Annotated in this window: 28 protein-coding genes and 2 other annotated features (1 of these 30 only partly in view); all 28 genes read left to right on the top strand. The window is 42.7% G+C overall.

Annotated elements, in window-relative coordinates; all coding sequences use genetic code 11:
• Positions 1-158, top strand: a binding site (T-box leader); it begins 74 nt to the left of the window's first position.
• A gap of 70 nt (positions 159-228) precedes the next feature.
• Positions 229-882 carry a serine O-acetyltransferase gene (cysE, locus tag BSI_RS00900; RefSeq protein ID WP_019257276.1) on the top strand — a complete coding sequence of 218 codons (654 nt, stop codon included), beginning with the start codon at positions 229-231 and terminating at the stop codon, positions 880-882.
• Positions 879-2,279: a cysteine--tRNA ligase gene (cysS, locus tag BSI_RS00905; RefSeq protein WP_003242032.1), complete on the top strand. Its 1,401-nt coding sequence runs from the start codon at positions 879-881 to the stop codon at positions 2,277-2,279. The genes cysE and cysS overlap by 4 nt, the downstream gene beginning before the upstream one ends.
• Before the next feature lie 3 nt (positions 2,280-2,282).
• Positions 2,283-2,714 carry a mini-ribonuclease 3 gene (locus BSI_RS00910; RefSeq protein WP_003242030.1) on the top strand — a complete coding sequence of 144 codons (432 nt, stop codon included), beginning with the start codon at positions 2,283-2,285 and terminating at the stop codon, positions 2,712-2,714.
• Positions 2,698-3,447: a 23S rRNA (guanosine(2251)-2'-O)-methyltransferase RlmB gene (rlmB, locus tag BSI_RS00915; RefSeq protein ID WP_003242028.1), complete on the top strand. Its 750-nt coding sequence runs from the start codon at positions 2,698-2,700 to the stop codon at positions 3,445-3,447. Before BSI_RS00910 ends, rlmB begins: the two co-directional genes overlap by 17 nt.
• 6 nt (positions 3,448-3,453) lie before the next feature.
• Positions 3,454-3,966 (top strand): ribosome-dependent mRNA decay endonuclease Rae1/YacP, encoded by a 513-nt coding sequence (gene rae1 / locus BSI_RS00920; RefSeq protein ID WP_003242027.1) that lies wholly within the window; start codon positions 3,454-3,456, stop codon positions 3,964-3,966.
• Positions 3,967-4,028: 62 nt separating this feature from the next.
• Complete coding sequence (gene sigH, locus BSI_RS00925) at positions 4,029-4,685, top strand: RNA polymerase sporulation sigma factor SigH (RefSeq protein WP_003225758.1); 657 nt, start codon at positions 4,029-4,031, stop codon at positions 4,683-4,685.
• Positions 4,686-4,776: 91 nt separating this feature from the next.
• Positions 4,777-4,926, top strand: coding sequence for a 50S ribosomal protein L33 (gene rpmG / locus BSI_RS00930; RefSeq protein WP_003156421.1), 150 nt, complete (start codon positions 4,777-4,779; stop codon positions 4,924-4,926).
• A 33-nt stretch (positions 4,927-4,959) separates the two neighbouring features.
• Positions 4,960-5,139: a preprotein translocase subunit SecE gene (gene secE / locus BSI_RS00935; protein ID WP_003242024.1), complete on the top strand. Its 180-nt coding sequence runs from the start codon at positions 4,960-4,962 to the stop codon at positions 5,137-5,139.
• A 183-nt stretch (positions 5,140-5,322) separates the two neighbouring features.
• Positions 5,323-5,856 carry a transcription termination/antitermination protein NusG gene (gene nusG, locus BSI_RS00940; protein WP_003225764.1) on the top strand — a complete coding sequence of 178 codons (534 nt, stop codon included), beginning with the start codon at positions 5,323-5,325 and terminating at the stop codon, positions 5,854-5,856.
• 167 nt (positions 5,857-6,023) lie between these two features.
• Positions 6,024-6,449, top strand: coding sequence for a 50S ribosomal protein L11 (gene rplK, locus BSI_RS00945; protein WP_003156430.1), 426 nt, complete (start codon positions 6,024-6,026; stop codon positions 6,447-6,449).
• A 94-nt stretch (positions 6,450-6,543) separates the two neighbouring features.
• Entirely contained in the window at positions 6,544-7,242 is a 699-nt protein-coding gene (gene rplA / locus BSI_RS00950) for a 50S ribosomal protein L1 (protein WP_003242022.1), read from the top strand.
• Positions 7,243-7,287: 45 nt separating this feature from the next.
• Positions 7,288-7,428 (top strand) — a sequence feature (ribosomal protein L10 leader region).
• A gap of 65 nt (positions 7,429-7,493) precedes the next feature.
• Entirely contained in the window at positions 7,494-7,994 is a 501-nt protein-coding gene (gene rplJ, locus BSI_RS00955) for a 50S ribosomal protein L10 (protein WP_003242020.1), read from the top strand.
• Positions 7,995-8,039: 45 nt separating this feature from the next.
• Positions 8,040-8,411, top strand: coding sequence for a 50S ribosomal protein L7/L12 (gene rplL / locus BSI_RS00960; RefSeq protein ID WP_003156436.1), 372 nt, complete (start codon positions 8,040-8,042; stop codon positions 8,409-8,411).
• Between the two features lie 89 nt (positions 8,412-8,500).
• Positions 8,501-9,106 (top strand): class I SAM-dependent methyltransferase, encoded by a 606-nt coding sequence (locus tag BSI_RS00965; protein ID WP_003242018.1) that lies wholly within the window; start codon positions 8,501-8,503, stop codon positions 9,104-9,106.
• Positions 9,107-9,350: 244 nt separating this feature from the next.
• Positions 9,351-12,932: a DNA-directed RNA polymerase subunit beta gene (rpoB, locus tag BSI_RS00970; RefSeq protein WP_032732364.1), complete on the top strand. Its 3,582-nt coding sequence runs from the start codon at positions 9,351-9,353 to the stop codon at positions 12,930-12,932.
• 61 nt (positions 12,933-12,993) lie between these two features.
• Positions 12,994-16,593, top strand: a complete 3,600-nt coding sequence (gene rpoC / locus BSI_RS00975) for a DNA-directed RNA polymerase subunit beta' (RefSeq protein ID WP_003242014.1) — start codon at positions 12,994-12,996, stop codon at positions 16,591-16,593.
• Positions 16,594-16,775: 182 nt separating this feature from the next.
• Positions 16,776-17,024, top strand: a complete 249-nt coding sequence (locus tag BSI_RS00980) for a 50S ribosomal protein L7ae-like protein (protein ID WP_003242012.1) — start codon at positions 16,776-16,778, stop codon at positions 17,022-17,024.
• Positions 17,025-17,136: 112 nt separating this feature from the next.
• On the top strand, positions 17,137-17,553 hold the full coding sequence (rpsL, locus tag BSI_RS0121755; protein WP_003225781.1) for a 30S ribosomal protein S12: 417 nt from the start codon (positions 17,137-17,139) through the stop codon (positions 17,551-17,553).
• 41 nt (positions 17,554-17,594) lie between these two features.
• On the top strand, positions 17,595-18,065 hold the full coding sequence (rpsG, locus tag BSI_RS00985) for a 30S ribosomal protein S7 (protein ID WP_003225784.1): 471 nt from the start codon (positions 17,595-17,597) through the stop codon (positions 18,063-18,065).
• 52 nt (positions 18,066-18,117) lie between these two features.
• Positions 18,118-20,196: an elongation factor G gene (gene fusA / locus BSI_RS00990; protein WP_019257279.1), complete on the top strand. Its 2,079-nt coding sequence runs from the start codon at positions 18,118-18,120 to the stop codon at positions 20,194-20,196.
• Between the two features lie 119 nt (positions 20,197-20,315).
• Positions 20,316-21,506: an elongation factor Tu gene (tuf, locus tag BSI_RS00995; protein ID WP_003242008.1), complete on the top strand. Its 1,191-nt coding sequence runs from the start codon at positions 20,316-20,318 to the stop codon at positions 21,504-21,506.
• A gap of 100 nt (positions 21,507-21,606) precedes the next feature.
• A complete protein-coding gene (locus tag BSI_RS01000; protein ID WP_032732363.1) occupies positions 21,607-22,563 on the top strand; it encodes an alpha/beta fold hydrolase in 957 nt (318 codons plus the stop codon).
• A 236-nt stretch (positions 22,564-22,799) separates the two neighbouring features.
• Positions 22,800-23,108 carry a 30S ribosomal protein S10 gene (rpsJ, locus tag BSI_RS01005; RefSeq protein ID WP_003156464.1) on the top strand — a complete coding sequence of 103 codons (309 nt, stop codon included), beginning with the start codon at positions 22,800-22,802 and terminating at the stop codon, positions 23,106-23,108.
• Between the two features lie 39 nt (positions 23,109-23,147).
• Positions 23,148-23,777 (top strand): 50S ribosomal protein L3, encoded by a 630-nt coding sequence (gene rplC / locus BSI_RS01010; protein WP_003225791.1) that lies wholly within the window; start codon positions 23,148-23,150, stop codon positions 23,775-23,777.
• Positions 23,778-23,804: 27 nt separating this feature from the next.
• Positions 23,805-24,428 carry a 50S ribosomal protein L4 gene (gene rplD / locus BSI_RS01015; RefSeq protein WP_003242004.1) on the top strand — a complete coding sequence of 208 codons (624 nt, stop codon included), beginning with the start codon at positions 23,805-23,807 and terminating at the stop codon, positions 24,426-24,428.
• Complete coding sequence (rplW, locus tag BSI_RS01020; RefSeq protein ID WP_003225793.1) at positions 24,428-24,715, top strand: 50S ribosomal protein L23; 288 nt, start codon at positions 24,428-24,430, stop codon at positions 24,713-24,715. Before rplD ends, rplW begins: the two co-directional genes overlap by 1 nt.
• 31 nt (positions 24,716-24,746) lie before the next feature.
• Positions 24,747-25,580 carry a 50S ribosomal protein L2 gene (gene rplB, locus BSI_RS01025; protein WP_003225795.1) on the top strand — a complete coding sequence of 278 codons (834 nt, stop codon included), beginning with the start codon at positions 24,747-24,749 and terminating at the stop codon, positions 25,578-25,580.
• Between the two features lie 57 nt (positions 25,581-25,637).
• Positions 25,638-25,916, top strand: a complete 279-nt coding sequence (rpsS, locus tag BSI_RS0121750) for a 30S ribosomal protein S19 (RefSeq protein ID WP_003156472.1) — start codon at positions 25,638-25,640, stop codon at positions 25,914-25,916.
• The last annotated feature ends 2 nt before the right edge of the window (positions 25,917-25,918 follow it).

The raw sequence follows: 25,918 nt of genomic DNA, 5'->3' as shown, positions 1-25,918 counted from the left end.
CATGAGCCGGGTTTTAGAAGTGCGCCCTTAAGACCTTTGAAGAACGTTTTTTCAAAATCAGTATTCAAAGGCGGCCGCCGCCGTTACAGGCTGAAGTTGGGAGAGCAGAAGTCTGCTTTTCAAACAGAGTGGAACCGCGCGGTTAAAGCGTCTCTGTCATGTTTTCATGCAGAGGCGCTTTTTTTATTGGGTAAAGAGGAAATCAGATAGAGAAATGGGGGGAAGCATGTGTTTTTTAGAATGCTAAAAGAAGACATTGATACAGTGTTCGATCAAGATCCAGCAGCAAGAAGCTATTTTGAAGTGATTTTAACTTATTCCGGTTTACATGCTATATGGGCGCATCGGATTGCACATGCTTTATATAAACGAAAATTTTATTTCCTTGCACGCCTTATATCTCAAGTAAGCCGATTTTTTACAGGGATAGAAATCCACCCCGGCGCTACAATCGGGAGAAGATTTTTCATAGACCACGGTATGGGGGTTGTCATTGGGGAGACATGTGAAATCGGCAATAACGTAACCGTTTTTCAGGGGGTTACCCTCGGGGGAACGGGGAAAGAAAAGGGAAAAAGGCACCCAACGATTAAAGATGACGCATTGATAGCCACAGGTGCTAAAGTGCTCGGTTCAATTACCGTCGGTGAGGGCTCAAAGATTGGCGCTGGTTCAGTAGTGTTGCACGATGTTCCTGATTTTTCAACAGTTGTCGGCATTCCTGGACGGGTCGTTGTACGAAATGGCAAAAAAGTAAGACGCGATTTAAACCATCAGGATTTGCCCGATCCGGTTGCTGATCGCTTTAAGTCATTGGAACAGCAGATTTTAGAGCTGAAGGCAGAACTTGAAGACAGAAAAGAAAGGATCAATCAAAAATGACAATCACTCTTTATAATACATTGACTAGACAGAAGGAAACATTCGTTCCTCTAGAAGAGGGGAAAGTGAAAATGTACGTGTGCGGACCTACGGTTTACAATTACATTCACATCGGGAACGCGCGTCCGGCTATCGTTTATGATACGATTCGAAACTATCTGGAGTATAAAGGCTATGATGTGCAGTATGTCTCTAACTTCACAGATGTAGACGATAAATTAATTAAAGCGGCAAATGAACTCGGTGAGGATGTACCTACCATTTCAGATCGTTTTATTAAAGCATACTTTGAAGATGTAGGGGCGCTCGGCTGCCGAAAAGCCGACCTTCATCCGCGAGTGATGGAAAACATGGATGCGATTATCGAATTCGTAGATCAGCTCGTGAAAAAGGGTTACGCTTATGAATCAGAAGGTGACGTTTATTTCAAAACAAGAGCATTTGAAGGATACGGTAAGCTTTCTCAGCAATCAATTGATGAACTGAGATCAGGTGCACGCATCCGGGTTGGCGAGAAAAAAGAAGATGCTCTTGATTTTGCACTGTGGAAAGCGGCGAAAGAAGGAGAAATCTCTTGGGATAGCCCTTGGGGAAAAGGACGTCCGGGCTGGCACATTGAATGCTCAGCGATGGTCAAAAAGTATCTGGGTGACCAGATTGATATCCATGCGGGCGGACAGGATTTAACCTTCCCTCACCATGAAAACGAGATTGCGCAATCTGAGGCGCTGACAGGCAAAACATTTGCGAAGTACTGGCTCCATAATGGCTATATCAATATTGATAATGAAAAAATGTCAAAATCACTGGGCAACTTTGTGCTTGTGCATGACATCATTAAACAGCATGATCCGCAGCTTTTGAGATTCTTTATGCTTTCTGTTCATTATCGTCATCCGATTAACTATTCAGAAGAGCTTCTTGAGAATACAAAAAGCGCATTTAACCGTTTAAAAACAGCGTACAGCAACCTTCAGCACCGTCTGAACAGCAGCACGAATTTAACGGAAGATGACGGTCAATGGCTGGAGAAAGTTGAAGAGCAACGCAAAGCATTTGAAGAAGCGATGGACGATGATTTTAATACGGCGAATGCCATTTCTGTCCTGTTCGACTTAGCGAAGCATGCCAATTACTACCTTCAGAAAGATCATACGGCTGATCATGTGATTAAGGCGTTTATTGAGATGTTTGACCGCATTGTGTCTGTCCTCGGGTTTTCATTGGGTGAGCAGGAACTACTCGATCAAGAGATTGAAGACTTAATCGAAAAAAGAAATGAAGCGCGCCGGAATCGCGATTTTGCATTGTCAGATCAGATCCGCGACCAGCTGAAAAGCATGAATATCATTCTTGAAGATACAGCTCAAGGCACTCGCTGGAAACGGGGAGAATAACGGATGCTTGATTTTGAAACGATAAAAGATTCAAAGCAGCTTAACGGTCTTGCGCTTGCTTATATAGGTGATGCCATTTTTGAAGTGTATGTCAGGCATCACCTGCTTAAGCAGGGTTTTACCAAACCAAATGATCTTCATAAGAAATCAAGCCGGATCGTTTCGGCAAAGTCACAGGCTGAGATCCTATTCTTTCTGCAGGATCAATCATTTTTTACGGAAGAAGAGGAAGCGGTGCTGAAAAGAGGCAGAAATGCAAAGTCGGGAACGACACCTAAAAATACAGATGTTCAGACGTACCGCTACAGTACAGCATTTGAAGCGCTGCTGGGCTACCTTTTTCTAGAGAAAAAAGAGGAAAGACTTAGTCAGCTCGTTGCCGAAGCTATACAATTCGGGACGTCAGGGAGGAAAACAAATGAGTCAGCAACATGATTACGTCATAGGGAAAAATGCAGTGATCGAGACGTTAAAATCAGATCGTAAGCTGTATAAGCTGTGGATGGCGGAAAACACCGTAAAGGGACAAGCACAGCAGGTGATTGAGCTTGCGAAAAAGCAGGGTATCACGATTCAGTATGTCCCGAGAAAAAAACTCGATCAAATGGTGACAGGGCAGCATCAAGGCGTAGTGGCACAGGTTGCAGCGTATGAGTATGCGGAACTGGACGATTTATATAAAGCGGCCGAAGAAAGAAATGAACAGCCTTTCTTCCTCATTCTGGACGAGCTTGAAGACCCTCATAATCTCGGTTCCATTATGAGAACAGCTGATGCGGTCGGCGCCCATGGCATCGTGATTCCAAAACGGAGAGCTGTCGGGCTGACAACAACAGTGGCAAAAGCTTCAACAGGGGCAATTGAGCACATTCCTGTAGTAAGAGTCACCAATTTGGCGCGGACGTTAGAAGAAATGAAAGAGCGGGGTATCTGGGTTGTCGGAACGGATGCATCCGCGCGTGAGGATTACCGCAATATGGACGGCAACATGCCTTTGGCTTTAGTCATCGGAAGCGAAGGAAAAGGGATGGGCCGTCTTGTTAAAGAAAAGTGTGATTTTCTCATTAAACTCCCGATGGCCGGAAAGGTAACTTCACTGAATGCATCTGTTGCGGCTGGTCTTTTGATGTATGAAGTCTACCGGAAACGAAACCCTCTGGGAGAATAAAGACCCATGGATATCCTGTTAGTAGACGGATACAACATGATTGGAGCCTGGCCGCAGCTGAAGGATTTAAAAGCGAACAGTTTTGAAGAGGCGCGAGACGTACTGATTCAGAAAATGGCGGAATATCAATCGTATACAGGAAACAGGGTTATTGTTGTTTTTGACGCGCATCTCGTAAAAGGGCTTGAGAAAAAACACACCAACCACAGAGTTGAAGTGATTTTTACAAAAGAAAATGAGACGGCTGATGAGCGGATAGAAAAGCTTGCTCAGGCTTTGAATAATGTCGCGACTCAAATTCACGTTGCGACATCTGACTACACTGAGCAGTGGGCGATTTTCGGACAGGGGGCATTGCGGAAATCGGCCCGGGAGCTTTTGAGAGAGGTAGAGGCGATTGAAAGGCGAATAGAAAGACGAGTAAGAAAAATCACTTCCGAAAAGCCGGCGGGTAAAATTGCTTTATCGGAAGAGGTTTTGAAAACGTTTGAAAAGTGGAGGCGGGGAGACTTAGATTAAGTTGACGCTTTTTTGCCCAATACTGTATAATATTTCTATCTACGTGCGCCGGGGGGATCGGAGTGAATCTACAGAACAACAAGGGAAAATTCAACAAAGAGCAGTTTTGCCAGTTGGAGGACGAGCAGGTCATTGAAAAGGTTCATGTTGGGGACAGTGATGCGTTAGATTACTTGATTACGAAGTACCGAAACTTTGTTCGGGCAAAAGCAAGATCCTATTTTTTAATAGGAGCGGACAGAGAGGATATTGTTCAGGAAGGTATGATAGGCCTCTATAAGTCTATTCGTGACTTCAAAGAGGACAAGCTTACCTCATTCAAAGCTTTCGCAGAATTATGTATTACCCGCCAAATTATTACCGCAATAAAGACAGCTACTCGCCAGAAACACATTCCTTTGAATTCCTACGTCTCATTAGATAAACCGATTTTTGATGAAGAATCAGACCGAACGCTGCTTGATGTCATTTCAGGAGCGAAAACCTTAAATCCTGAAGAAATGATCATCAATCAGGAAGAATTTGATGATATTGAAATGAAAATGGGAGAACTATTAAGTGATTTAGAGAGAAAAGTACTCGTCTTATATCTCGACGGAAGAAGTTACCAAGAGATTTCCGATGAACTGAACCGACATGTGAAATCGATTGACAATGCCCTTCAGCGTGTGAAACGCAAGCTGGAGAAGTACTTGGAAATTCGCGAAATCAGTTTGTAATAGGGATTTATGTTATATTGACAGTATTTTTCTGACTATGATATGTTACTAAAGATAAAGATAATGTCTATTTAGAAAAAGGTGTAATGACATGAGAAAAAAGATTACGCTAGCATGCAAGACATGCGGAAACCGTAATTATACGACAATGAAGAGCTCTGCATCAGCGGCTGAGCGATTAGAAGTAAAGAAATACTGCAGTACTTGCAATTCACATACAGCTCATCTTGAAACAAAATAGTTTTTGCGCTTTTAAATTGTGGAGGTCTTTTACATGCGTATTATGAGATTCTTTAAAGATGTTGGGAAAGAAATGAAAAAGGTAAGCTGGCCTAAAGGAAAAGAGTTAACGCGTTATACCATTACGGTGATTTCAACAGTTATCTTTTTTGTTATCTTTTTTGCCCTCCTTGACACAGGAATTTCTCAATTAATTCGTTTAATAGTTGAATAATGATCAGCAATACGTGCTATAATAGATCATAATATCACTTGCCAAAACCCGTTCAGCGGGTTTTTTATTGTGGCTTAAAATGAAAGTTATCATAGGCTTGCCGCCTATTTTTTGCTTGAAGCGTTATTGGTAATTCACAAAAACCAAATGCGGGGAGGGAAGGACTGGACAGTCCTGAAGAGAATGGAAAAGAATTGGTATGTTGTTCACACGTACTCTGGTTATGAGAATAAAGTAAAAGCCAACTTGGAAAAACGTGTTGAATCAATGGGGATGCAGGATAAAATTTTCCGTGTAGTTGTACCTGAAGAAGAAGAAACGGATATCAAGAACGGCAAGAAAAAAGTCGTGAAAAAGAAAGTATTCCCTGGTTATGTGCTTGTAGAAATTGTAATGACAGACGACTCTTGGTATGTTGTCCGCAACACGCCGGGCGTTACTGGATTCGTAGGATCTGCCGGCTCTGGTTCAAAACCGACGCCGCTTCTTCCAGGCGAAGCAGAAACCATTCTGAAGAGAATGGGCATGGACGAACGCAAAACTGACATTGACTTTGAACTGAAAGAGACAGTGAAAGTGATAGACGGACCTTTTGCCAACTTTACTGGATCAATTGAAGAGATTGATTATGATAAAAGCAAGGTCAAAGTTTTCGTTAATATGTTTGGCCGTGAAACACCGGTTGAGCTGGAATTTACCCAAATCGATAAATTGTAATGTGAAAAAACTTGAAATTGCTATATATAAATGATAATATAGCAAAGGTACGTCTTGGACTTATCCAAGGCAACTAGCTTGATATTTCGTCATTCATATAAAGAATGAAACCTTGAGTGGGAGGGTTTACCCTATTACCACATCACGGACTTAAGGAGGTGTGTCTCGTGGCTAAAAAAGTAGTAAAAGTTGTAAAATTGCAAATTCCTGCTGGAAAAGCTAACCCAGCACCACCAGTTGGACCTGCACTTGGTCAAGCCGGTGTTAACATCATGGGATTCTGTAAGGAGTTTAACGCTCGTACAGCTGACCAAGCTGGTTTAATCATTCCTGTTGAAATTTCGGTTTACGAAGACCGTTCATTTACATTTATTACAAAAACTCCACCTGCTGCAGTATTGCTTAAAAAAGCGGCTGGAATTGAGTCTGGTTCTGGTGAACCAAACCGTAATAAAGTGGCAACCGTTAAGCGCGATAAAGTACGCGAAATCGCTGAAACGAAAATGCCTGACTTAAACGCAGCAGACGTTGAAGCGGCAATGCGCATGGTTGAAGGTACTGCCCGCAGTATGGGTATTGTAATCGAGGATTAATTTGTTTCTTGTCGGGTTGCGAGTTTTAACAAGTTCGCAACCCTTATTCGTGGGAGGTTATTCCGCTATAACCACATAAGGAGGAAATTTTAAAATGGCTAAAAAAGGTAAAAAGTACGTTGAAGCTGCTAAGCTTGTAGATCGTTCAAAAGCTTACGACGTTTCTGAAGCAGTAGCTCTCGTTAAAAAAACAAACACAGCTAAATTCGACGCTACAGTTGAAGTGGCTTTCCGTCTTGGGGTTGACCCTCGTAAAAACGACCAGCAAATCCGTGGAGCAGTTGTGCTTCCAAACGGAACTGGTAAAACTCAGCGCGTTCTCGTTTTCGCAAAAGGCGAAAAAGCGAAAGAAGCTGAAGCTGCTGGTGCAGATTACGTTGGCGATACTGACTACATCAACAAAATTCAACAAGGCTGGTTCGATTTCGATGTAATCGTAGCTACACCTGACATGATGGGTGAAGTTGGTAAAATCGGTCGTGTACTTGGACCAAAAGGTTTAATGCCAAACCCTAAAACTGGTACAGTTACTTTCGAAGTTGAAAAAGCAATTGGCGAAATCAAAGCTGGTAAAGTTGAATACCGCGTTGATAAAGCTGGAAACATTCATGTTCCTATCGGTAAAGTTTCTTTCGAGGATGAAAAACTTGTTGAGAACTTCACAACAATGTACGATACAATCCTGAAAGCTAAACCTGCTGCAGCAAAAGGCGTTTACGTGAAAAACGTTGCTGTAACATCTACTATGGGACCTGGTGTCAAAGTAGACTCTTCAACTTTTAACGTAAAATAATATTGACATGACATCAACATTCTGATATGATTCAAAATGTTGTAAAATAGAATATCATTTATACCGTAGACAGTAGGGGCCTAACCGCTTAATTATCCTACCGAGGTGTATATTATCACAGCTATTACGTTACGTATGCTTGTATATACAGCCTCCATGTCTCATGGAGGCTTTTTATATGGAATCCGTCGTCTCAGTCGTGATCACCTAACGGTATAAGTGTTACACAAGAATCTACAGGAGGTGTAACCATGAGCAGCGCAATTGAAACAAAAAAAGTTGTTGTTGAAGAAATTGCTTCTAAACTGAAAGAAAGTAAATCAACGATCATCGTTGACTATCGCGGACTTAACGTTTCTGAAGTAACAGAACTTCGTAAACAGCTTCGCGAAGCTAACGTTGAGTTCAAAGTTTACAAAAATACGATGACTCGCCGTGCGGTTGAACAAGCTGAGCTTAATGGTTTGAATGATTTCTTAACTGGACCGAACGCGATCGCATTCAGCACTGAAGATGTTGTCGCTCCGGCTAAAGTTCTTAATGAGTTCGCTAAAAATCACGAAGCTCTTGAAATCAAAGCTGGCGTTATCGAAGGTAAAGTTTCTACTGTTGAAGAAGTGAAAGCTCTTGCTGAACTTCCATCACGCGAAGGCTTGCTTTCTATGTTGCTTAGCGTACTTCAAGCTCCAGTTCGCAACTTTGCTCTTGCTGCAAAAGCTGTGGCAGAACAAAAGGAAGAACAAGGCGCTTAATCTAATCAGTTTTTCATAAATTAAAACAAAATGGAGGAATTACAAATGGCTTTAAATATCGAAGAAATCATTGCTTCCGTTAAAGAAGCAACTGTACTTGAATTGAACGACCTAGTAAAAGCAATCGAAGAAGAATTTGGCGTAACTGCTGCTGCTCCTGTAGCTGTAGCTGGCGGAGCTGCTGCAGGCGGAGCTGCTGAAGAGCAAAGCGAATTCGACCTTATCCTTGCTGGTGCAGGTTCTCAAAAAATCAAAGTTATCAAAGTTGTACGTGAAATCACTGGTCTTGGCTTGAAAGAAGCTAAAGAACTTGTTGACAACACTCCAAAACCACTTAAAGAAGGTATTGCTAAAGAAGAAGCTGAAGAGCTTAAAGCTAAACTTGAAGAAGTTGGCGCTTCTGTAGAAGTTAAGTAATCTTCACTTACCTGTAGGGGAAGCTCGCTTTTATGAGGCGGGCTTTTTCTTTGCCATTCTTTAAGCCATGAAAAAAGGAGGTTCCGAGTATGAGTGAGCATTATTATTCAGAAAAACCTTCAGTAAAAAGCAACAAGCAAACCTGGTCTTTTAGGCTTCGTAATAAAGATTTCACGTTTACCAGCGACAGCGGGGTTTTTTCTAAAAAGGAAGTTGATTTTGGCTCCCGTCTGCTGATTGATTCTTTTGAAGAGCCTGAAGTTGAGGGCAGCTTTCTTGATGTAGGCTGCGGGTACGGCCCGATAGGTCTATCGCTGGCCAGCGACTTTAAAGACCGGACCATCCACATGATTGACGTTAATGAGAGAGCTGTAGAGCTATCAAATGAAAATGCGGAACGAAACGGAGTAACAAACGTTAAGATTTATCAGAGTGATTTGTTTTCGAACGTTGATTCTGCTCAAACATTTGCTTCTATTCTTACAAATCCCCCAATCCGAGCCGGAAAAAAAGTTGTCCATGCTATCTTTGAGAAAAGCGCTGAACACTTAAAAGCTTCAGGTGAGTTGTGGATCGTCATACAGAAAAAGCAAGGCGCGCCTTCTGCCATTGAAAAGCTCGAGGAACTGTTCGATGAAGTTTCTGTCGTTCAAAAAAAGAAAGGCTATTATATCATAAAAGCAAAAAAAGTTTGACTCGGTATTTTAGCTATGTTAATATTATAAAATGCCAATGTATATATTTTGCTTGATATGATGAATTGTCAATATCTATGTATAAATTATACAAGTATGGAAATGCTAATAAAATCGGTATTTGTTTTTGGATGTGGTTTTCTTAATTAGAAACCCTTTTTTCTTTTGTCTTGTAAAAGTATTTCTTTCTTTGGAAGAGATGCTTATTACACATATAATACGCATGATTTGAGGGGTGAATCAGTTGACAGGTCAACTAGTTCAGTATGGACGACACCGCCAGCGCAGAAGCTATGCTCGCATTAGCGAAGTGTTAGAATTACCAAATCTCATTGAAATTCAAACCTCTTCTTATCAGTGGTTTCTTGATGAGGGTCTTAGAGAGATGTTTCAAGACATATCACCAATTGAGGATTTCACTGGTAACCTCTCTCTTGAGTTCATTGATTATAGTTTAGGTGAGCCTAAATATCCTGTAGAGGAATCAAAAGAACGTGATGTGACTTACTCAGCTCCGCTAAGAGTGAAGGTTCGTTTAATTAACAAAGAAACTGGAGAGGTAAAAGACCAAGATGTCTTCATGGGTGATTTCCCTATTATGACAGATACAGGTACTTTTATCATTAACGGTGCGGAACGCGTTATCGTTTCCCAGCTTGTTCGGTCTCCAAGTGTATATTTCAGTGGTAAAGTAGACAAAAACGGTAAAAAAGGTTTTACCGCAACTGTCATTCCAAACCGTGGCGCATGGTTAGAATACGAAACTGATGCGAAAGATGTTGTTTATGTCCGCATTGATCGCACACGTAAGTTGCCGGTTACGGTTCTTTTGCGTGCTCTCGGCTTCGGCTCCGATCAAGAGATTCTTGATCTCATAGGAGAAAACGAATACCTGCGCAATACGCTTGATAAAGATAACACAGAAAACAGCGACAAAGCGCTGCTTGAAATTTACGAGCGTCTCCGTCCTGGAGAGCCGCCTACAGTAGAAAATGCGAAAAGCTTGCTTGATTCTCGTTTCTTTGATCCGAAACGATACGATCTTGCAAATGTAGGACGCTATAAAATTAATAAAAAACTTCATATTAAGAATCGCCTCTTTAATCAGAGACTTGCTGAAACGCTTGTTGACCCTGAAACAGGAGAAATCTTGGCTGAAAAAGGTCAGATTCTTGATAGAAGAACACTTGATAAAGTACTGCCATACTTAGAAAACGGAATCGGTTTCAGAAAGCTGTATCCGAATGGCGGCGTTGTTGAAGATGAAGTAACTCTTCAATCAATTAAAATCTTTGCTCCGACTGATCAAGAAGGAGAACAGGTTATTAATGTAATCGGCAATGCTTACATTGAAGAAGAGATCAAAAACATTACACCTGCTGATATTATTTCTTCTATCAGCTACTTCTTCAACCTGCTGCACGGAGTAGGCGACACAGATGATATAGATCATCTTGGAAACCGCCGTTTACGTTCTGTAGGTGAGCTTCTCCAGAACCAATTCCGTATCGGTTTAAGCCGTATGGAGCGTGTGGTTCGTGAGAGAATGTCAATTCAAGATACGAATACAATTACACCTCAGCAGCTGATCAATATTCGTCCTGTTATTGCGTCCATTAAAGAGTTCTTTGGAAGCTCTCAGCTTTCTCAATTCATGGATCAGACGAACCCGCTTGCTGAATTAACGCATAAGCGCCGTCTGTCAGCATTAGGACCGGGCGGATTAACACGTGAGCGTGCCGGAATGGAAGTGCGTGACGTTCACTACTCCCACTATGGCCGTATGTGTCCGATTGAAACGCCTGAGGGCCCGAACATCGGTTTGATCAACTCACTTTCATCTTATGCAAAAGTAAACCGTTTTGGTTTTATCGAAACGCCATATCGCCGTGTTGACCCTGAAACAGGGAAGGTAACTGGCAGAATCGATTACTTAACTGCTGATGAAGAGGATAACTATGTTGTCGCTCAAGCGAACGCTCGTCTTGATGACGAAGGCGGATTTATTGATGACAGCATCGTAGCCCGTTTCCGCGGAGAGAACACCGTTGTTTCCAGAAACCGTGTGGACTACATGGATGTATCGCCTAAGCAGGTTGTTTCTGCTGCGACAGCATGTATCCCGTTCCTAGAAAACGATGACTCCAACCGTGCCCTCATGGGAGCGAACATGCAGCGTCAGGCTGTGCCTTTGATGCAGCCGGAAGCACCATTCGTTGGAACTGGTATGGAATACGTATCAGGTAAAGACTCTGGTGCCGCTGTTATTTGTAAACACCCTGGTATCGTTGAACGCGTAGAAGCGAAAAACGTTTGGGTTCGCCGTTATGAAGAAGTAGACGGTCAAAAAGTAAAAGGAAACCTGGATAAATACAGCCTGCTGAAATTTGTCCGCTCTAACCAAGGTACGTGCTACAACCAGCGTCCGATCGTAAGTGTCGGCGATGAAGTGGTAAAAGGAGAAATCCTTGCTGACGGTCCTTCTATGGAGCTTGGTGAACTTGCACTTGGCCGTAACGTAATGGTCGGCTTCATGACATGGGATGGCTACAACTATGAGGATGCCATCATCATGAGTGAACGCCTTGTGAAGGATGATGTTTATACATCTATCCACATTGAAGAATACGAATCAGAAGCACGTGATACGAAACTTGGACCTGAAGAAATCACTCGCGATATTCCAAACGTCGGTGAAGATGCGCTTCGCAATCTTGATGACCGCGGAATCATCCGTATTGGGGCGGAAGTAAAAGACGGAGATCTTCTTGTTGGTAAAGTAACACCTAAAGGCGTAACTGAACTGACTGCAGAAGAACGCCTGCTTCACGCCATCTTTGGTGAAAAAGCCCGCGAGGTTCGTGATACTTCTCTTCGTGTGCCTCACGGCGGCGGCGGAATTATCCACGACGTTAAAGTCTTCAACCGTGAAGACGGAGACGAACTTCCTCCAGGCGTAAACCAGTTGGTACGCGTATATATCGTTCAGAAACGTAAGATTTCTGAAGGGGACAAAATGGCCGGTCGTCACGGTAACAAAGGTGTTATCTCTAAGATTCTTCCTGAAGAGGATATGCCTTACCTTCCTGACGGCACACCAATTGACATCATGCTTAACCCGCTGGGCGTACCATCACGTATGAACATCGGGCAGGTATTGGAGCTTCATATGGGTATGGCCGCTCGTTACCTCGGCATCCACATTGCATCTCCTGTATTTGACGGAGCGCGTGAAGAGGATGTTTGGGAAACACTTGAAGAAGCCGGCATGTCTCGTGACGCCAAAACGGTGCTTTACGACGGACGTACTGGAGAGCCGTTTGATAACCGCGTATCTGTCGGTATCATGTACATGATTAAACTGGCTCACATGGTTGACGATAAACTTCATGCACGCTCTACAGGTCCTTACTCACTTGTTACGCAGCAGCCTCTTGGCGGTAAAGCGCAATTTGGCGGACAGCGTTTCGGTGAGATGGAGGTTTGGGCACTTGAAGCTTACGGTGCGGCTTACACTCTTCAAGAAATTCTGACTGTTAAGTCTGATGACGTGGTTGGACGTGTGAAAACATATGAAGCCATCGTTAAAGGCGACAACGTTCCAGAACCAGGTGTTCCGGAATCATTCAAAGTATTGATCAAAGAACTTCAAAGCTTAGGTATGGATGTCAAAATCCTTTCCGGTGATGAAGAAGAAATAGAAATGAGAGATTTAGAAGACGAAGAAGATGCGAAACAAGCTGACGGTCTGGCATTATCAGGTGATGAAGAGCCGGAAGAAACAGCATCTGCAGACGTTGAACGCGATGTAGTAACAAAAGAATAATCTCTAGTTATAAAGGCAAGTGACATCGGTTAATCCGAAGATAAAAAGGGAGGTAGGCCCCTTGCTAGATGTGAACAATTTTGAGTATATGAACATCGGTCTTGCTTCACCGGATAAAATCCGTTCATGGTCTTTTGGTGAAGTGAAAAAGCCTGAAACGATAAACTATCGTACGTTAAAACCTGAAAAGGACGGTCTATTCTGCGAACGCATTTTCGGACCGACTAAGGACTGGGAATGTCATTGCGGGAAGTACAAGCGAGTTCGTTATAAAGGCGTAGTTTGTGACCGCTGCGGAGTCGAAGTAACACGGGCTAAAGTCCGTCGTGAGAGAATGGGGCACATTGAACTGGCTGCCCCAGTTTCCCACATTTGGTATTTCAAAGGTATTCCAAGCCGTATGGGTCTTGTGCTGGATATGTCACCTCGTGCTTTAGAAGAAGTCATTTACTTTGCTTCTTACGTTGTAACTGATCCTGCAAACACACCGCTTGAAAAGAAACAGCTTCTGTCTGAGAAAGAATACCGTGCTTATCTCGATAAATACGGTAATAAATTCCAAGCATCAATGGGTGCAGAAGCGATTCACAAACTTCTTCAAGATATCGATCTTGTAAAAGAAGTTGATATGTTAAAAGAAGAGCTGAAAACATCACAAGGACAGCGCCGTACTCGTGCGATCAAACGCCTTGAAGTTTTAGAAGCCTTCCGTAACTCAGGAAACAAGCCATCTTGGATGATCCTTGATGTGCTTCCTGTTATTCCTCCTGAGCTTAGACCGATGGTTCAGCTAGATGGCGGACGTTTTGCGACTTCTGATTTGAACGACCTTTATCGTCGTGTCATCAACCGTAACAATCGTTTGAAACGCCTTTTGGACCTTGGTGCGCCTAGCATTATCGTTCAAAACGAAAAACGTATGCTTCAAGAGGCTGTCGATGCCCTAATTGACAACGGCCGCCGTGGACGTCCTGTAACGGGTCCTGGTAACAGACCGTTAAAATCTCTTTCTCACATGCTGAAAGGGAAGCAAGGCCGTTTCCGTCAAAACCTTCTTGGTAAACGTGTCGATTACTCCGGACGTTCTGTAATCGTTGTTGGTCCTCATTTGAAAATGTACCAATGCGGTTTACCGAAGGAAATGGCGCTTGAGCTTTTCAAACCTTTCGTTATGAAAGAACTTGTTGAAAAAGGTCTTGCTCACAACATTAAGAGTGCGAAACGTAAAATTGAGCGCGTACAGCCTGAAGTATGGGATGTACTGGAATCAGTTATTAAGGAGCATCCGGTACTTCTGAACCGTGCCCCTACACTTCACAGATTAGGTATTCAGGCGTTTGAACCAACGCTTGTTGAAGGACGCGCAATCCGCCTTCACCCGCTCGTATGTACAGCTTATAACGCTGACTTTGACGGTGACCAAATGGCGGTTCACGTACCATTATCTGCTGAAGCACAAGCTGAAGCACGCATCTTGATGCTTGCTGCTCAAAACATCTTGAACCCTAAAGATGGTAAACCGGTTGTAACACCGTCTCAGGATATGGTACTGGGTAACTATTACCTGACACTTGAGCGTGCCGGTGCTGTCGGTGAAGGTATGGTCTTCAAGAATACAGACGAAGCGCTTCTTGCTTATCAAAACGGATATGTTCACCTTCATACGAGAGTAGCTGTTGCAGCTAACTCCCTTAAGAATGTGACATTTACCGAAGAACAGCGCTCAAAATTGTTAATTACAACTGTCGGTAAGCTTGTCTTCAATGAAATTCTTCCGGAATCATTCCCTTACATGAATGAGCCAACGAAGAGCAACATTGAAGAGAAAACACCTGACCGTTTCTTCTTAGAAAAAGGTGCTGATGTTAAAGCTGTCATTGAACAGCAGCCAATCAATGCACCGTTTAAAAAAGGTATTCTGGGTAAAATCATCGCGGAAATCTTTAAACGATTCCATATCACGGAAACGTCTAAAATGCTTGACCGCATGAAAAACCTAGGTTTCAAATATTCAACAAAAGCTGGTATTACAGTTGGGGTTTCTGACATCGTCGTACTCGATGATAAACAAGAAATTCTTGAGGAAGCGCAAAGCAAAGTTGATAACGTCATGAAGCAATTCCGACGTGGTCTAATCACAGAAGAAGAACGCTATGAGAGAGTTATCTCTATCTGGAGTGCTGCAAAAGACGTTATCCAAGGCAAACTGATGAAATCACTTGATGAGCTCAACCCGATCTACATGATGAGTGACTCTGGTGCCCGTGGTAACGCGTCTAACTTTACGCAGCTTGCCGGAATGCGCGGCCTGATGGCCAACCCGGCTGGACGTATCATTGAATTACCGATCAAATCAAGTTTCCGTGAAGGTCTGACAGTATTGGAGTACTTTATCTCCACTCACGGTGCGCGTAAAGGTCTTGCCGATACCGCCCTTAAAACTGCTGACTCAGGTTACCTTACACGCCGTCTCGTTGACGTTGCGCAGGATGTTATCATCCGTGAAACTGATTGCGGAACTGACCGAGGCATCCTTGCTAAGCCACTTAAAGAAGGAACTGAAACCATTGAGCGCTTAGAAGAACGCTTAATCGGCCGTTTTGCACGAAAACAAGTGAAGCACCCTGAAACAGGTGAAGTGCTTGTAAATGAAAACGAACTGATCGATGAAGATAAAGCACTGGAGATTGTAGAAGCCGGCATTGAAGAAGTGTGGATCCGTTCTGCCTTCACATGTAATACGCCTCATGGTGTATGTAAACGATGCTATGGCCGAAATCTTGCAACTGGCTCCGATGTTGAAGTCGGTGAAGCGGTCGGTATCATTGCTGCCCAATCAATCGGTGAGCCTGGTACACAGTTAACAATGCGTACATTCCATACAGGCGGGGTTGCCGGAGACGATATCACACAGGGTCTTCCGCGTATCCAAGAGCTTTTCGAAGCGCGTAATCCGAAAGGTCAGGCAACAATTACAGAAATCGACGGTACAGTCGTTGAGATCAATGAAGTTCGTGATAAGCAACAGGAAGTTGTGGTTCAAGGCGCAGTGGAAACACGTTCTTATACGGCACCTTATAACTCCCGCCTGAAAGTAGCGGAAGGAGATAAAATTACTCGAGGCCAAGTACTGACAGAAGGTTCAATCGATCCGAAAGAGCTTCTTAAAGTGACTGACCTGACAACTGTTCAAGAGTATCTTCTCCATGAGGTTCAAAAGGTTTACCGTATGCAGGGTGTTGAAATCGGTGATAAACACGTAGAAGTAATGGTTCGCCAGATGCTTCGCAAAGTCCGCGTGATTGACGCTGGTGACACTGATGTGCTTCCAGGTACATTGCTTGATATTCACCAATTTACTGAAGCGAACAAAAAGGTATTGCTTGAAGGCAATCGTCCTGCTACAGGCCGTCCTGTCTTACTCGGTATTACAAAAGCATCTCTTGAAACTGATTCATTCTTATCTGCTGCTTCCTTCCAGGAAACAACACGTGTTCTTACAGACGCAGCGATCAAAGGTAAGCGTGACGAGCTTCTCGGCTTGAAAGAGAATGTTATCATCGGTAAGCTTGTTCCGGCTGGTACAGGTATGATGAAATACCGTAAAGTAAAACCAGTTTCAAATGTTCAGCCGACTGAAGACATGGTTCCGGTTGAATAACTGATTTAAAGCTGCTGAAAGACTGCCAAAACAGTCTTTCAGCAGATATTTTTAATAAAAAATCACTCTATCTATGAGAAGTACGAAACTAAAAAATGTCATACCTTGTTGACATTCGTCTCCTAGAATGATAATATAACCAAGGTGCTCGAAATAAACCTGTTACTTTGGAGGATATGTTTATGTCTTATGATAAAGTATCACAGGCCAAATCAATTATTATTGGTACGAAGCAAACAGTGAAAGCTCTAAAACGAGGTTCAGTAAAGGAAGTAGTCGTTGCAAAAGACGCAGATCCGATCCTCACGTCAAGTGTTGTTTCACTTGCGGAAGATCAAGGTATCTCTGTCTTAATGGTTGAATCCATGAAAAAGCTCGGCAAAGCCTGCGGAATTGAGGTAGGAGCAGCCGCTGTTGCCATTATTTTATAACGTACTTTTGTTTTTACGTGAGATTTATCTTATGTAAAGACATTGTTTTTTGCCTTTTGATGAACCACCTGGGTATGTGGGTTATAAAACGTAACGAAGGGAGGAAAAAATCATGCCTACAATTAATCAGCTAATTCGCAAAGGACGCGTGAGTAAAGTAGAAAACTCAAAGTCTCCTGCACTTAACAAAGGATACAACAGCTTTAAAAAAGAGCACACTAATGTATCTTCTCCACAAAAACGCGGGGTATGTACTCGTGTTGGTACAATGACACCGAAAAAACCGAACTCAGCACTTCGTAAATATGCTCGTGTTCGTTTAACTAACGGAATCGAGGTTACTGCTTACATTCCTGGTATCGGTCACAACCTGCAAGAGCACAGTGTTGTACTTATCCGCGGCGGACGTGTAAAAGACTTACCAGGGGTACGTTACCACATCGTTCGTGGTGCGCTTGACACTGCTGGAGTTGAAAACCGTGCACAAGGCCGTTCTAAATACGGTACGAAAAAACCTAAAGCAAAATAATAAACGAAAATACGCATAATTGATGAAGGGAGGATATTCAGATGCCACGTAAAGGTCCTGTAGCAAAAAGAGACGTTTTACCTGATCCGATTTACAACTCTAAGCTTGTATCTCGTCTAATCAACAAAATGATGATCGATGGTAAAAAAGGTAAGTCTCAAACAATCCTATACAAGTCATTCGATATCATTAAAGAACGTACTGGCAATGATGCAATGGAGGTTTTCGAACAAGCATTGAAAAACATCATGCCTGTACTTGAAGTAAAAGCACGCCGTGTAGGTGGTGCGAACTACCAAGTTCCTGTAGAAGTTCGTCCTGAACGTCGTACGACTCTTGGACTTCGCTGGTTAGTTAACTACGCGCGTCTTCGCGGAGAAAAAACGATGGAAGAGCGTTTAGCTAACGAAATCCTTGACGCAGCTAACAACACTGGTGCTGCTGTTAAGAAACGTGAAGATACTCATAAAATGGCTGAAGCAAACAAAGCATTTGCTCACTATCGTTGGTAGGATTTATATACTAAAAAACACAATTTCCTAATAAGGAAGGAGAAATTACCCAATGGCAAGAGAGTTCTCCTTAGAAAATACTCGTAATATCGGAATCATGGCTCACATTGATGCCGGTAAAACGACTACTACAGAACGTATCTTGTTCTATACTGGTCGTATCCACAAAATTGGTGAAACTCACGAAGGAGCTTCACAAATGGACTGGATGGAGCAGGAACAAGAACGTGGTATCACAATCACTTCCGCTGCGACAACTGCACAGTGGAAAGGATACCGCGTAAACATCATCGATACTCCAGGACACGTAGACTTCACAGTTGAAGTTGAACGTTCTCTTCGTGTACTTGATGGTGCTGTTGCTGTACTTGACGCGCAATCAGGCGTTGAGCCTCAAACAGAAACTGTTTGGCGTCAGGCAACAACTTACGGAGTACCGCGTATCGTTTTTGTTAACAAAATGGACAAAATCGGTGCAGACTTCCTTTACTCTGTAGGAACTTTAAGAGACCGTCTTCAAGCAAACGCTCATGCAATTCAATTGCCGATCGGTGCTGAAGATAACTTCGAAGGTATCATCGATCTTGTAGAAAACGTTGCGTATTTCTACGAAGATGACCTCGGAACTCGCTCTGATGCGAAAGAAATCCCTGAAGAGTACAAAGAGCAAGCTGAAGAGCTTCGCAACAGCCTCATTGAAGCTGTATGTGAGCTTGATGAAGAGCTTATGGACAAATACCTTGAGGGTGAAGAAATCACTATTGACGAGTTAAAAGCAGGTATCCGTAAAGGTACATTAAATGTTGAATTCTACCCTGTTCTTGTTGGTTCTGCCTTCAAAAACAAAGGTGTTCAACTAGTACTTGATGCTGTTCTTGACTACCTTCCTGCACCAACTGACGTTGCTGCAATCAAAGGTGTACGTCCTGATACAAATGAAGAGATTGAGCGCCATTCTTCTGATGATGAGCCATTCTCTGCATTAGCATTTAAAGTTATGACTGACCCTTACGTTGGTAAGTTGACGTTCTTCCGTGTGTACTCTGGAACACTTGATTCCGGTTCATACGTGAAAAACTCTACTAAAGGCAAACGTGAGCGTGTTGGACGTATCCTTCAAATGCACGCTAACAGCCGTGAAGAAATCTCTACTGTATACGCAGGCGATATCGCAGCTGCTGTAGGTCTAAAAGATACGACTACTGGAGATACTCTATGTGATGAGAAGGATCTTGTTATCCTCGAATCAATGGAATTCCCAGAACCAGTTATCGACGTTGCTATTGAGCCTAAATCAAAAGCCGACCAAGATAAAATGGGTATCGCTTTAGCGAAACTTGCTGAAGAAGATCCTACATTCCGTACTCAAACAAACCCAGAAACTGGCCAAACGATCATCTCTGGTATGGGTGAACTTCACCTTGATATCATTGTTGACCGTATGAAACGCGAATTTAAAGTAGAAGCCAACGTTGGTGCTCCTCAGGTTGCGTACCGTGAAACATTCCGTTCCGGTGCAAAAGTTGAAGGTAAATTCGTACGTCAGTCTGGTGGACGCGGTCAGTTCGGACACGTTTGGATCGAATTCGAACCAAACGAAGAAGGCGCTGGCTTTGAATTTGAAAATGCGATTGTCGGTGGGGTAGTTCCTCGTGAATACATCCCAGCTGTTCAAGCAGGTCTTGAAGATTCACTTGAAAATGGTGTACTAGCAGGCTTCCCGCTTATCGACATTAAAGCAAAACTTTTCGATGGTTCTTACCATGATGTTGACTCAAACGAAATGGCATTTAAAATTGCTGCTTCTATGGCATTGAAAAATGCAGTCAGCAAATGTAACCCAGTTCTTCTTGAACCAATCATGAAAGTAGAAGTGGTTATTCCAGAAGAATACATGGGAGATATCATGGGTGATGTTACTTCACGTCGCGGACGCGTAGAAGGTATGGAAGCACGCGGTAACGCTCAAGTTGTTCGCGCTATGGTTCCTCTTGCTGAAATGTTCGGTTACGCTACTGCACTTCGTTCTAATACGCAAGGTCGCGGTACGTTTACTATGCACATGGATCACTACGAAGAAGTGCCGAAGAGCATTGCAGAAGAAATTATCAAAAAAAATAAAGGCGAATAATTGATTTTGCCGCTTAACTCAAGTATAACTACTATTGTAAGATGAGGAAGTGAAAGCTTTCTTTCACTTCCTATCACTCTATACATTACTAATTAAAAGCTCTTAAGGAGGATTTTAGAATGGCTAAAGAAAAATTCGACCGTTCCAAATCACATGCCAATATCGGTACAATTGGACACGTTGACCATGGTAAAACAACTTTAACTGCTGCTATCACAACAGTACTTCATAAGAAATCTGGTAAAGGTACAGCTATGGCGTACGATCAAATTGATGGTGCTCCAGAAGAACGTGAGCGCGGTATCACAATCTCTACTGCACACGTTGAGTACGAAACTGAAACTCGTCACTATGCACACGTTGACTGCCCAGGACACGCTGACTATGTTAAAAACATGATCACTGGTGCTGCGCAAATGGACGGAGCTATCCTTGTAGTATCTGCTGCTGATGGCCCAATGCCACAAACTCGTGAGCACATCCTTCTTTCTAAAAACGTTGGTGTACCATACATCGTTGTATTCCTAAACAAATGCGACATGGTAGACGACGAAGAGCTTCTTGAACTAGTTGAAATGGAAGTTCGCGATCTTCTTAGCGAATACGACTTCCCTGGTGATGATGTACCAGTAATCAAAGGTTCTGCTCTTAAAGCTCTTGAAGGTGACGCTGAGTACGAAGCGAAAATCTTCGAACTTATGGATGCGGTTGATGAGTACATCCCAACTCCAGAACGTGACACTGAAAAACCATTCATGATGCCAGTTGAGGATGTATTCTCAATCACTGGTCGTGGTACAGTAGCAACTGGCCGTGTAGAACGCGGACAAGTTAAAGTCGGTGACGAAGTTGAAATCATCGGTCTTCAAGAAGAGAACAAGAAAACAACTGTTACAGGTGTTGAAATGTTCCGTAAGCTTCTTGATTATGCTGAAGCTGGTGACAACATTGGTGCCCTTCTTCGCGGTGTATCTCGTGAAGAAATCCAACGTGGTCAAGTACTTGCTAAACCAGGTACAATCACTCCGCACAGCAAATTCAAAGCTGAAGTTTACGTTCTTTCTAAAGAAGAGGGTGGACGTCATACTCCATTCTTCTCTAACTACCGTCCTCAGTTCTACTTCCGTACAACTGACGTAACTGGTATCATCCATCTTCCAGAAGGCGTAGAAATGGTTATGCCTGGAGATAACACTGAAATGAACGTTGAACTTATCTCTACAATCGCTATCGAAGAAGGAACTCGTTTCTCTATTCGTGAAGGCGGACGTACTGTTGGTTCAGGCGTTGTTTCTACAATCACTGAGTAATAGTATGTTGATAAACGAGACCCCCTGTGGGTCTCGTTTTTTTGTTTACTTGTCTTTTTCTTGTATAATAAGACCTATCATATCCGAGGGGCTAATTTTTATGATTCCTGAAAAGAGATCAATCGCAATCATGAAAGAACTGAGCATTGAAAATACAAAACAAATGCTGATGATTAATGGGGCTGATGTAAAAAATCCATTGCTGCTTTTTTTACATGGCGGACCGGGGACCCCCCAAAGCGGATATGTTAGGCATTATCAAAAAGAGCTTGAACAGCGTTTTACAGTAGTACATTGGGATCAAAGAGGATCCGGGCTTTCTTATTCAAAACGAATTCCTCATCACTCCATGACAATCAGCCATTTTGTTAAAGATGCAATTCAAGTCACTCAATGGCTCCTAGACCATTTTTCAAAAACAAAACTATATCTTGCTGGCCATTCTTGGGGCTCACTGCTAGCACTCCATGTACTGCAGCAGCATCCGGATTTGTTTTATGCGTATTATGGAATCAGCCAGGTTGTTAACCCTCACTATGAAGAATCAGCTGCTTATCATTATCTACGTGAAATGTCTGATACAAAGAGAGTGAGTATAGTATCTTTGCTTATACGCTTCATTGGCCCTCCGCCTTGGGAGAAGGATATCCAGCATATTATCTATCGGTTTTGTGTCGAGATGGGCAGGGGAGGATTTACTCACCATCGTCGTCAAAGCCTTGCTATATTATTTCAAATGCTTAATGGTAATGAGTATGGAATAAAAAACATGCACAAATTCCTCAATGGACAGCGATTCACAAAAATACATTTAACTGATGAGTTGTACAATTTTAATGCATTCAAATCAGTTCCTTCTATTAAAGTGCCGTGCTTTTTCATTTCGGGGAGACATGATTTAATTGTTCCTGCTGAAATATCGAAACAGTATTATCAAGTGCTTGAGGCACCTGAAAAGCGCTGGCTTCAATTTGAGAATTCGGCTCACACCCCGCATATCGAGGAGCCGTCATTATTCGCAAGCACACTGAGTAGCCACGCACTGCACCACTTATGATAGATCCTTGATAAATAAGAAAAACACCTGTATAATAAAAAAAGTGTGCAAACCATGCATATTCTAAATAAGTCTTGCAACATACGTCTATTTTCTGTATAATGGTGTATGTTGGTCTTTGACTGCGATGAAGTGAGAGGTTGCTGACACACCCGGCCGCTTTGCCATGGCAAGGTGTTCAGGTTTTTCTCACGGAGAACTGTCTAACTTGATGTAGGCGAAAAGGAGGGAAAATAATGGCAAAACAAAAAATTCGTATTCGTTTGAAAGCATATGATCATAGAATCCTTGATCAATCTGCAGAGAAGATTGTTGAAACGGCAAAACGTTCTGGTGCTAGCGTATCTGGTCCGATCCCGTTACCGACTGAAAAATCAGTTTACACAATCCTTCGTGCGGTGCACAAATACAAAGATTCTCGTGAGCAATTTGAAATGCGTACACATAAACGTTTAATCGATATTGTGAACCCAACACCACAAACTGTTGATGCTCTCATGCGATTAGACTTACCATCTGGTGTCGATATCGAAATCAAACTTTAATTCTAAAATATAGAATGATCTTAATAGGAGGTGTGACGAATGACCAAAGGAATCTTAGGAAGAAAAATTGGTATGACGCAAGTATTCGCTGAAAATGGTGATCTTATTCCGGTAACTGTTATCGAGGCTGCTCCAAACGTTGTTCTTCAAAAGAAATCAACTGAAAACGACGGTTATGAAGCAATCCAGCTTGGTTTTGACGATAAGCGTGAAAAGCTTTCTAACAAACCTGAAAAAGGGCACGTTGCAAAAGCGGAAACTGCTCCTAAGCGCTTCGTTAAAGAATTACGCGGAGTGGAAATGGATGCGTATGAAGTTGGTCAGGAAGTCAAGGTTGAAATTTTCTCTGCTGGAGAAATCGTAGATGTAACAGGAGTATCTAAAGGTAAAGGTTTCCAAGGTGCGATCAAGCGCCACGGACAATCTCGCGGACCTATGTCTCACGGTTCACGCTACCACCGTCGTCCTGGTTCAATGGGACCTGTAGATCCTAACCGTGTATTCAAAGGTAAATTATTACCTGGACGTATGGGTGGAGAGCAAATCACTGTTCAAAACCTTGAAATCGTAAAAGTTGATGCAGAACGCAATCTTCTTTTGATCAAAGGTAACGTACCTGGTGCGAAGAAATCTTTAATCACTGTTAAAAGTGCTGTTAAATCTAAATAACTCTCTTAGGAAAGGAGGAAATTGATCATGCCAAAAGTAGCATTATACAACCAAAACGGTTCTACTGCTGGTGACATCGAATTAAACGCTTCTGTATTTGGTATCGAACCAAATGAGAGTGTTGTATTCGACGCTATTCTTATGCAAAGAGCTTCCTTACGTCAAGGATCTCATAAAGTAAAAAATCGTTCTGAAGTACGCGGCGGAGGTCGTAAACCATGGCGTCAAAAAGGTACTGGACGTGCCCGTCAAGGTTCTATCCGTTCACCGCAATGGCGCGGAGGTGGTGTCGTATTCGGCCCAACACCACGCAGCTATTCTTATAAATTACCTAAAAAAGTTCGCCGCTTGGCAATCAAATCAGTATTGTCTTCTAAAGTGAACGACAACAACATCATCGTTCTTGAAGATCTTACTCTTGATACGGCTAAAACAAAAGAAATGGCAGCTATCCTTAAAGGGTTATCTGTTGAGAAAAAAGCTTTAATCGTAACTGCGGATGCTAACGAAGCAGTGGCTTTATCTGCTCGCAACATTCCTGGAGTTACTGTAGTTGAAGCTAACGGAATCAACGTTTTAGACGTTGTCAACCACGAGAAGCTTCTGATTACAAAAGCAGCGGTTGAAAAAGTAGAGGAGGTGCTTGCATAATGAAAGATCCTCGTGATGTTCTAAAGCGCCCCGTCATTACTGAACGTTCTGCTGATTTAATGGCTGAAAAGAAATATACTTTTGAAGTTGATGTAAGAGCTAACAAAACAGAAGTGAAAGACGCGGTTGAAAGCATCTTTGGTGTGAAAGTTGACAAAGTCAACATCATGAACTACAAAGGTAAATCAAAACGTGTCGGACGCTACACTGGTATGACTAGCCGTCGCAGAAAAGCGATCGTAAAACTTACTGCAGACAGCAAAGAAATCGAAATTTTTGAAGCTTAATTATCTGTAAAAAGAAGGAGGGAAATTCAAAATGGCGATTAAAAAGTATAAACCGACCTCTAATGGACGTCGTGGCATGACAACTTCAGATTTTGCTGAAATCACGACTGACAAGCCGGAAAAATCCTTGCTTGCTCCCCTTCACAAAAAAGGTGGACGTAACAACCAAGGTAAATTGACTGTACGTCACCAAGGTGGCGGACATAAACGCCAATACCGTGTTATCGACTTCAAACGCGATAAAGATGGTATACCTGGACGCGTTGCTACAGTTGAATACGATCCAAACCGTTCAGCTAACATCGCTCTAATCAACTATGCAGACGGAGAAAAACGTTACATTCTTGCTCCTAAAGGAATTCAAGTGGGTACTGAAATCATGTCAGGTCCTGAAGCTGACATTAAAGTAGGTAATGCACTACCACTTATCAACATCCCTGTTGGTACAGTTGTGCATAACATTGAATTAAAACCTGGTAAAGGCGGACAGCTCGTACGTTCAGCTGGTACATCTGCTCAGGTTCTTGGTAAAGAAGGTAAATACGTTCTTGTACGTCTTAACTCTGGAGAAGTTCGCATGATTCTTTCTGCTTGCCGTGCTTCTATCGGTCAAGTAGGTAACGAACAGCACGAACTTATCAACATTGGTAAAGCTGGACGTTCTCGCTGGAAAGGCATCCGTCCTACAGTTCGTGGTTCTGTAATGAACCCTAACGATCACCCACACGGTGGTGGTGAAGGACGTGCGCCAATCGGACGTAAATCACCAATGTCTCCATGGGGCAAACCGACTCTTGGATTCAAGACACGCAAGAAAAAGAACAAATCCGATAAATTTATCGTACGTCGTCGTAAAAATAAATAACGGGGTTGTCTACGGTTCACTTCGGACCGTAGTGCAATCACGAAGGGAGGTTCCAAAATGGCTCGCAGTTTGAAAAAAGGACCATTTGTCGATGGACACTTGATGACAAAAATCGAGAAATTAAATGAAACAGACAAGAAACAAGTCGTAAAAACTTGGTCTCGTCGTTCTACTATTTTCCCACAGTTTATTGGTCACACAATCGCAGTATATGACGGACGTAAACACGTGCCTGTATTCATCTCTGAAGATATGGTAGGGCACAAGTTGGGTGAATTCGCTCCAACTCGTACGTACAAAGGTCATGCTAGTGATGACAAAAAAACAAGACGCTAAGA

Source organism: Bacillus inaquosorum KCTC 13429 (assembly GCF_000332645.1).
Lineage (GTDB): Bacteria > Bacillota > Bacilli > Bacillales > Bacillaceae > Bacillus > Bacillus inaquosorum.
The sequence above is the reverse complement of the archived record's forward strand: the minus strand, read 5'-3'. Positions and strand labels throughout refer to the sequence as shown.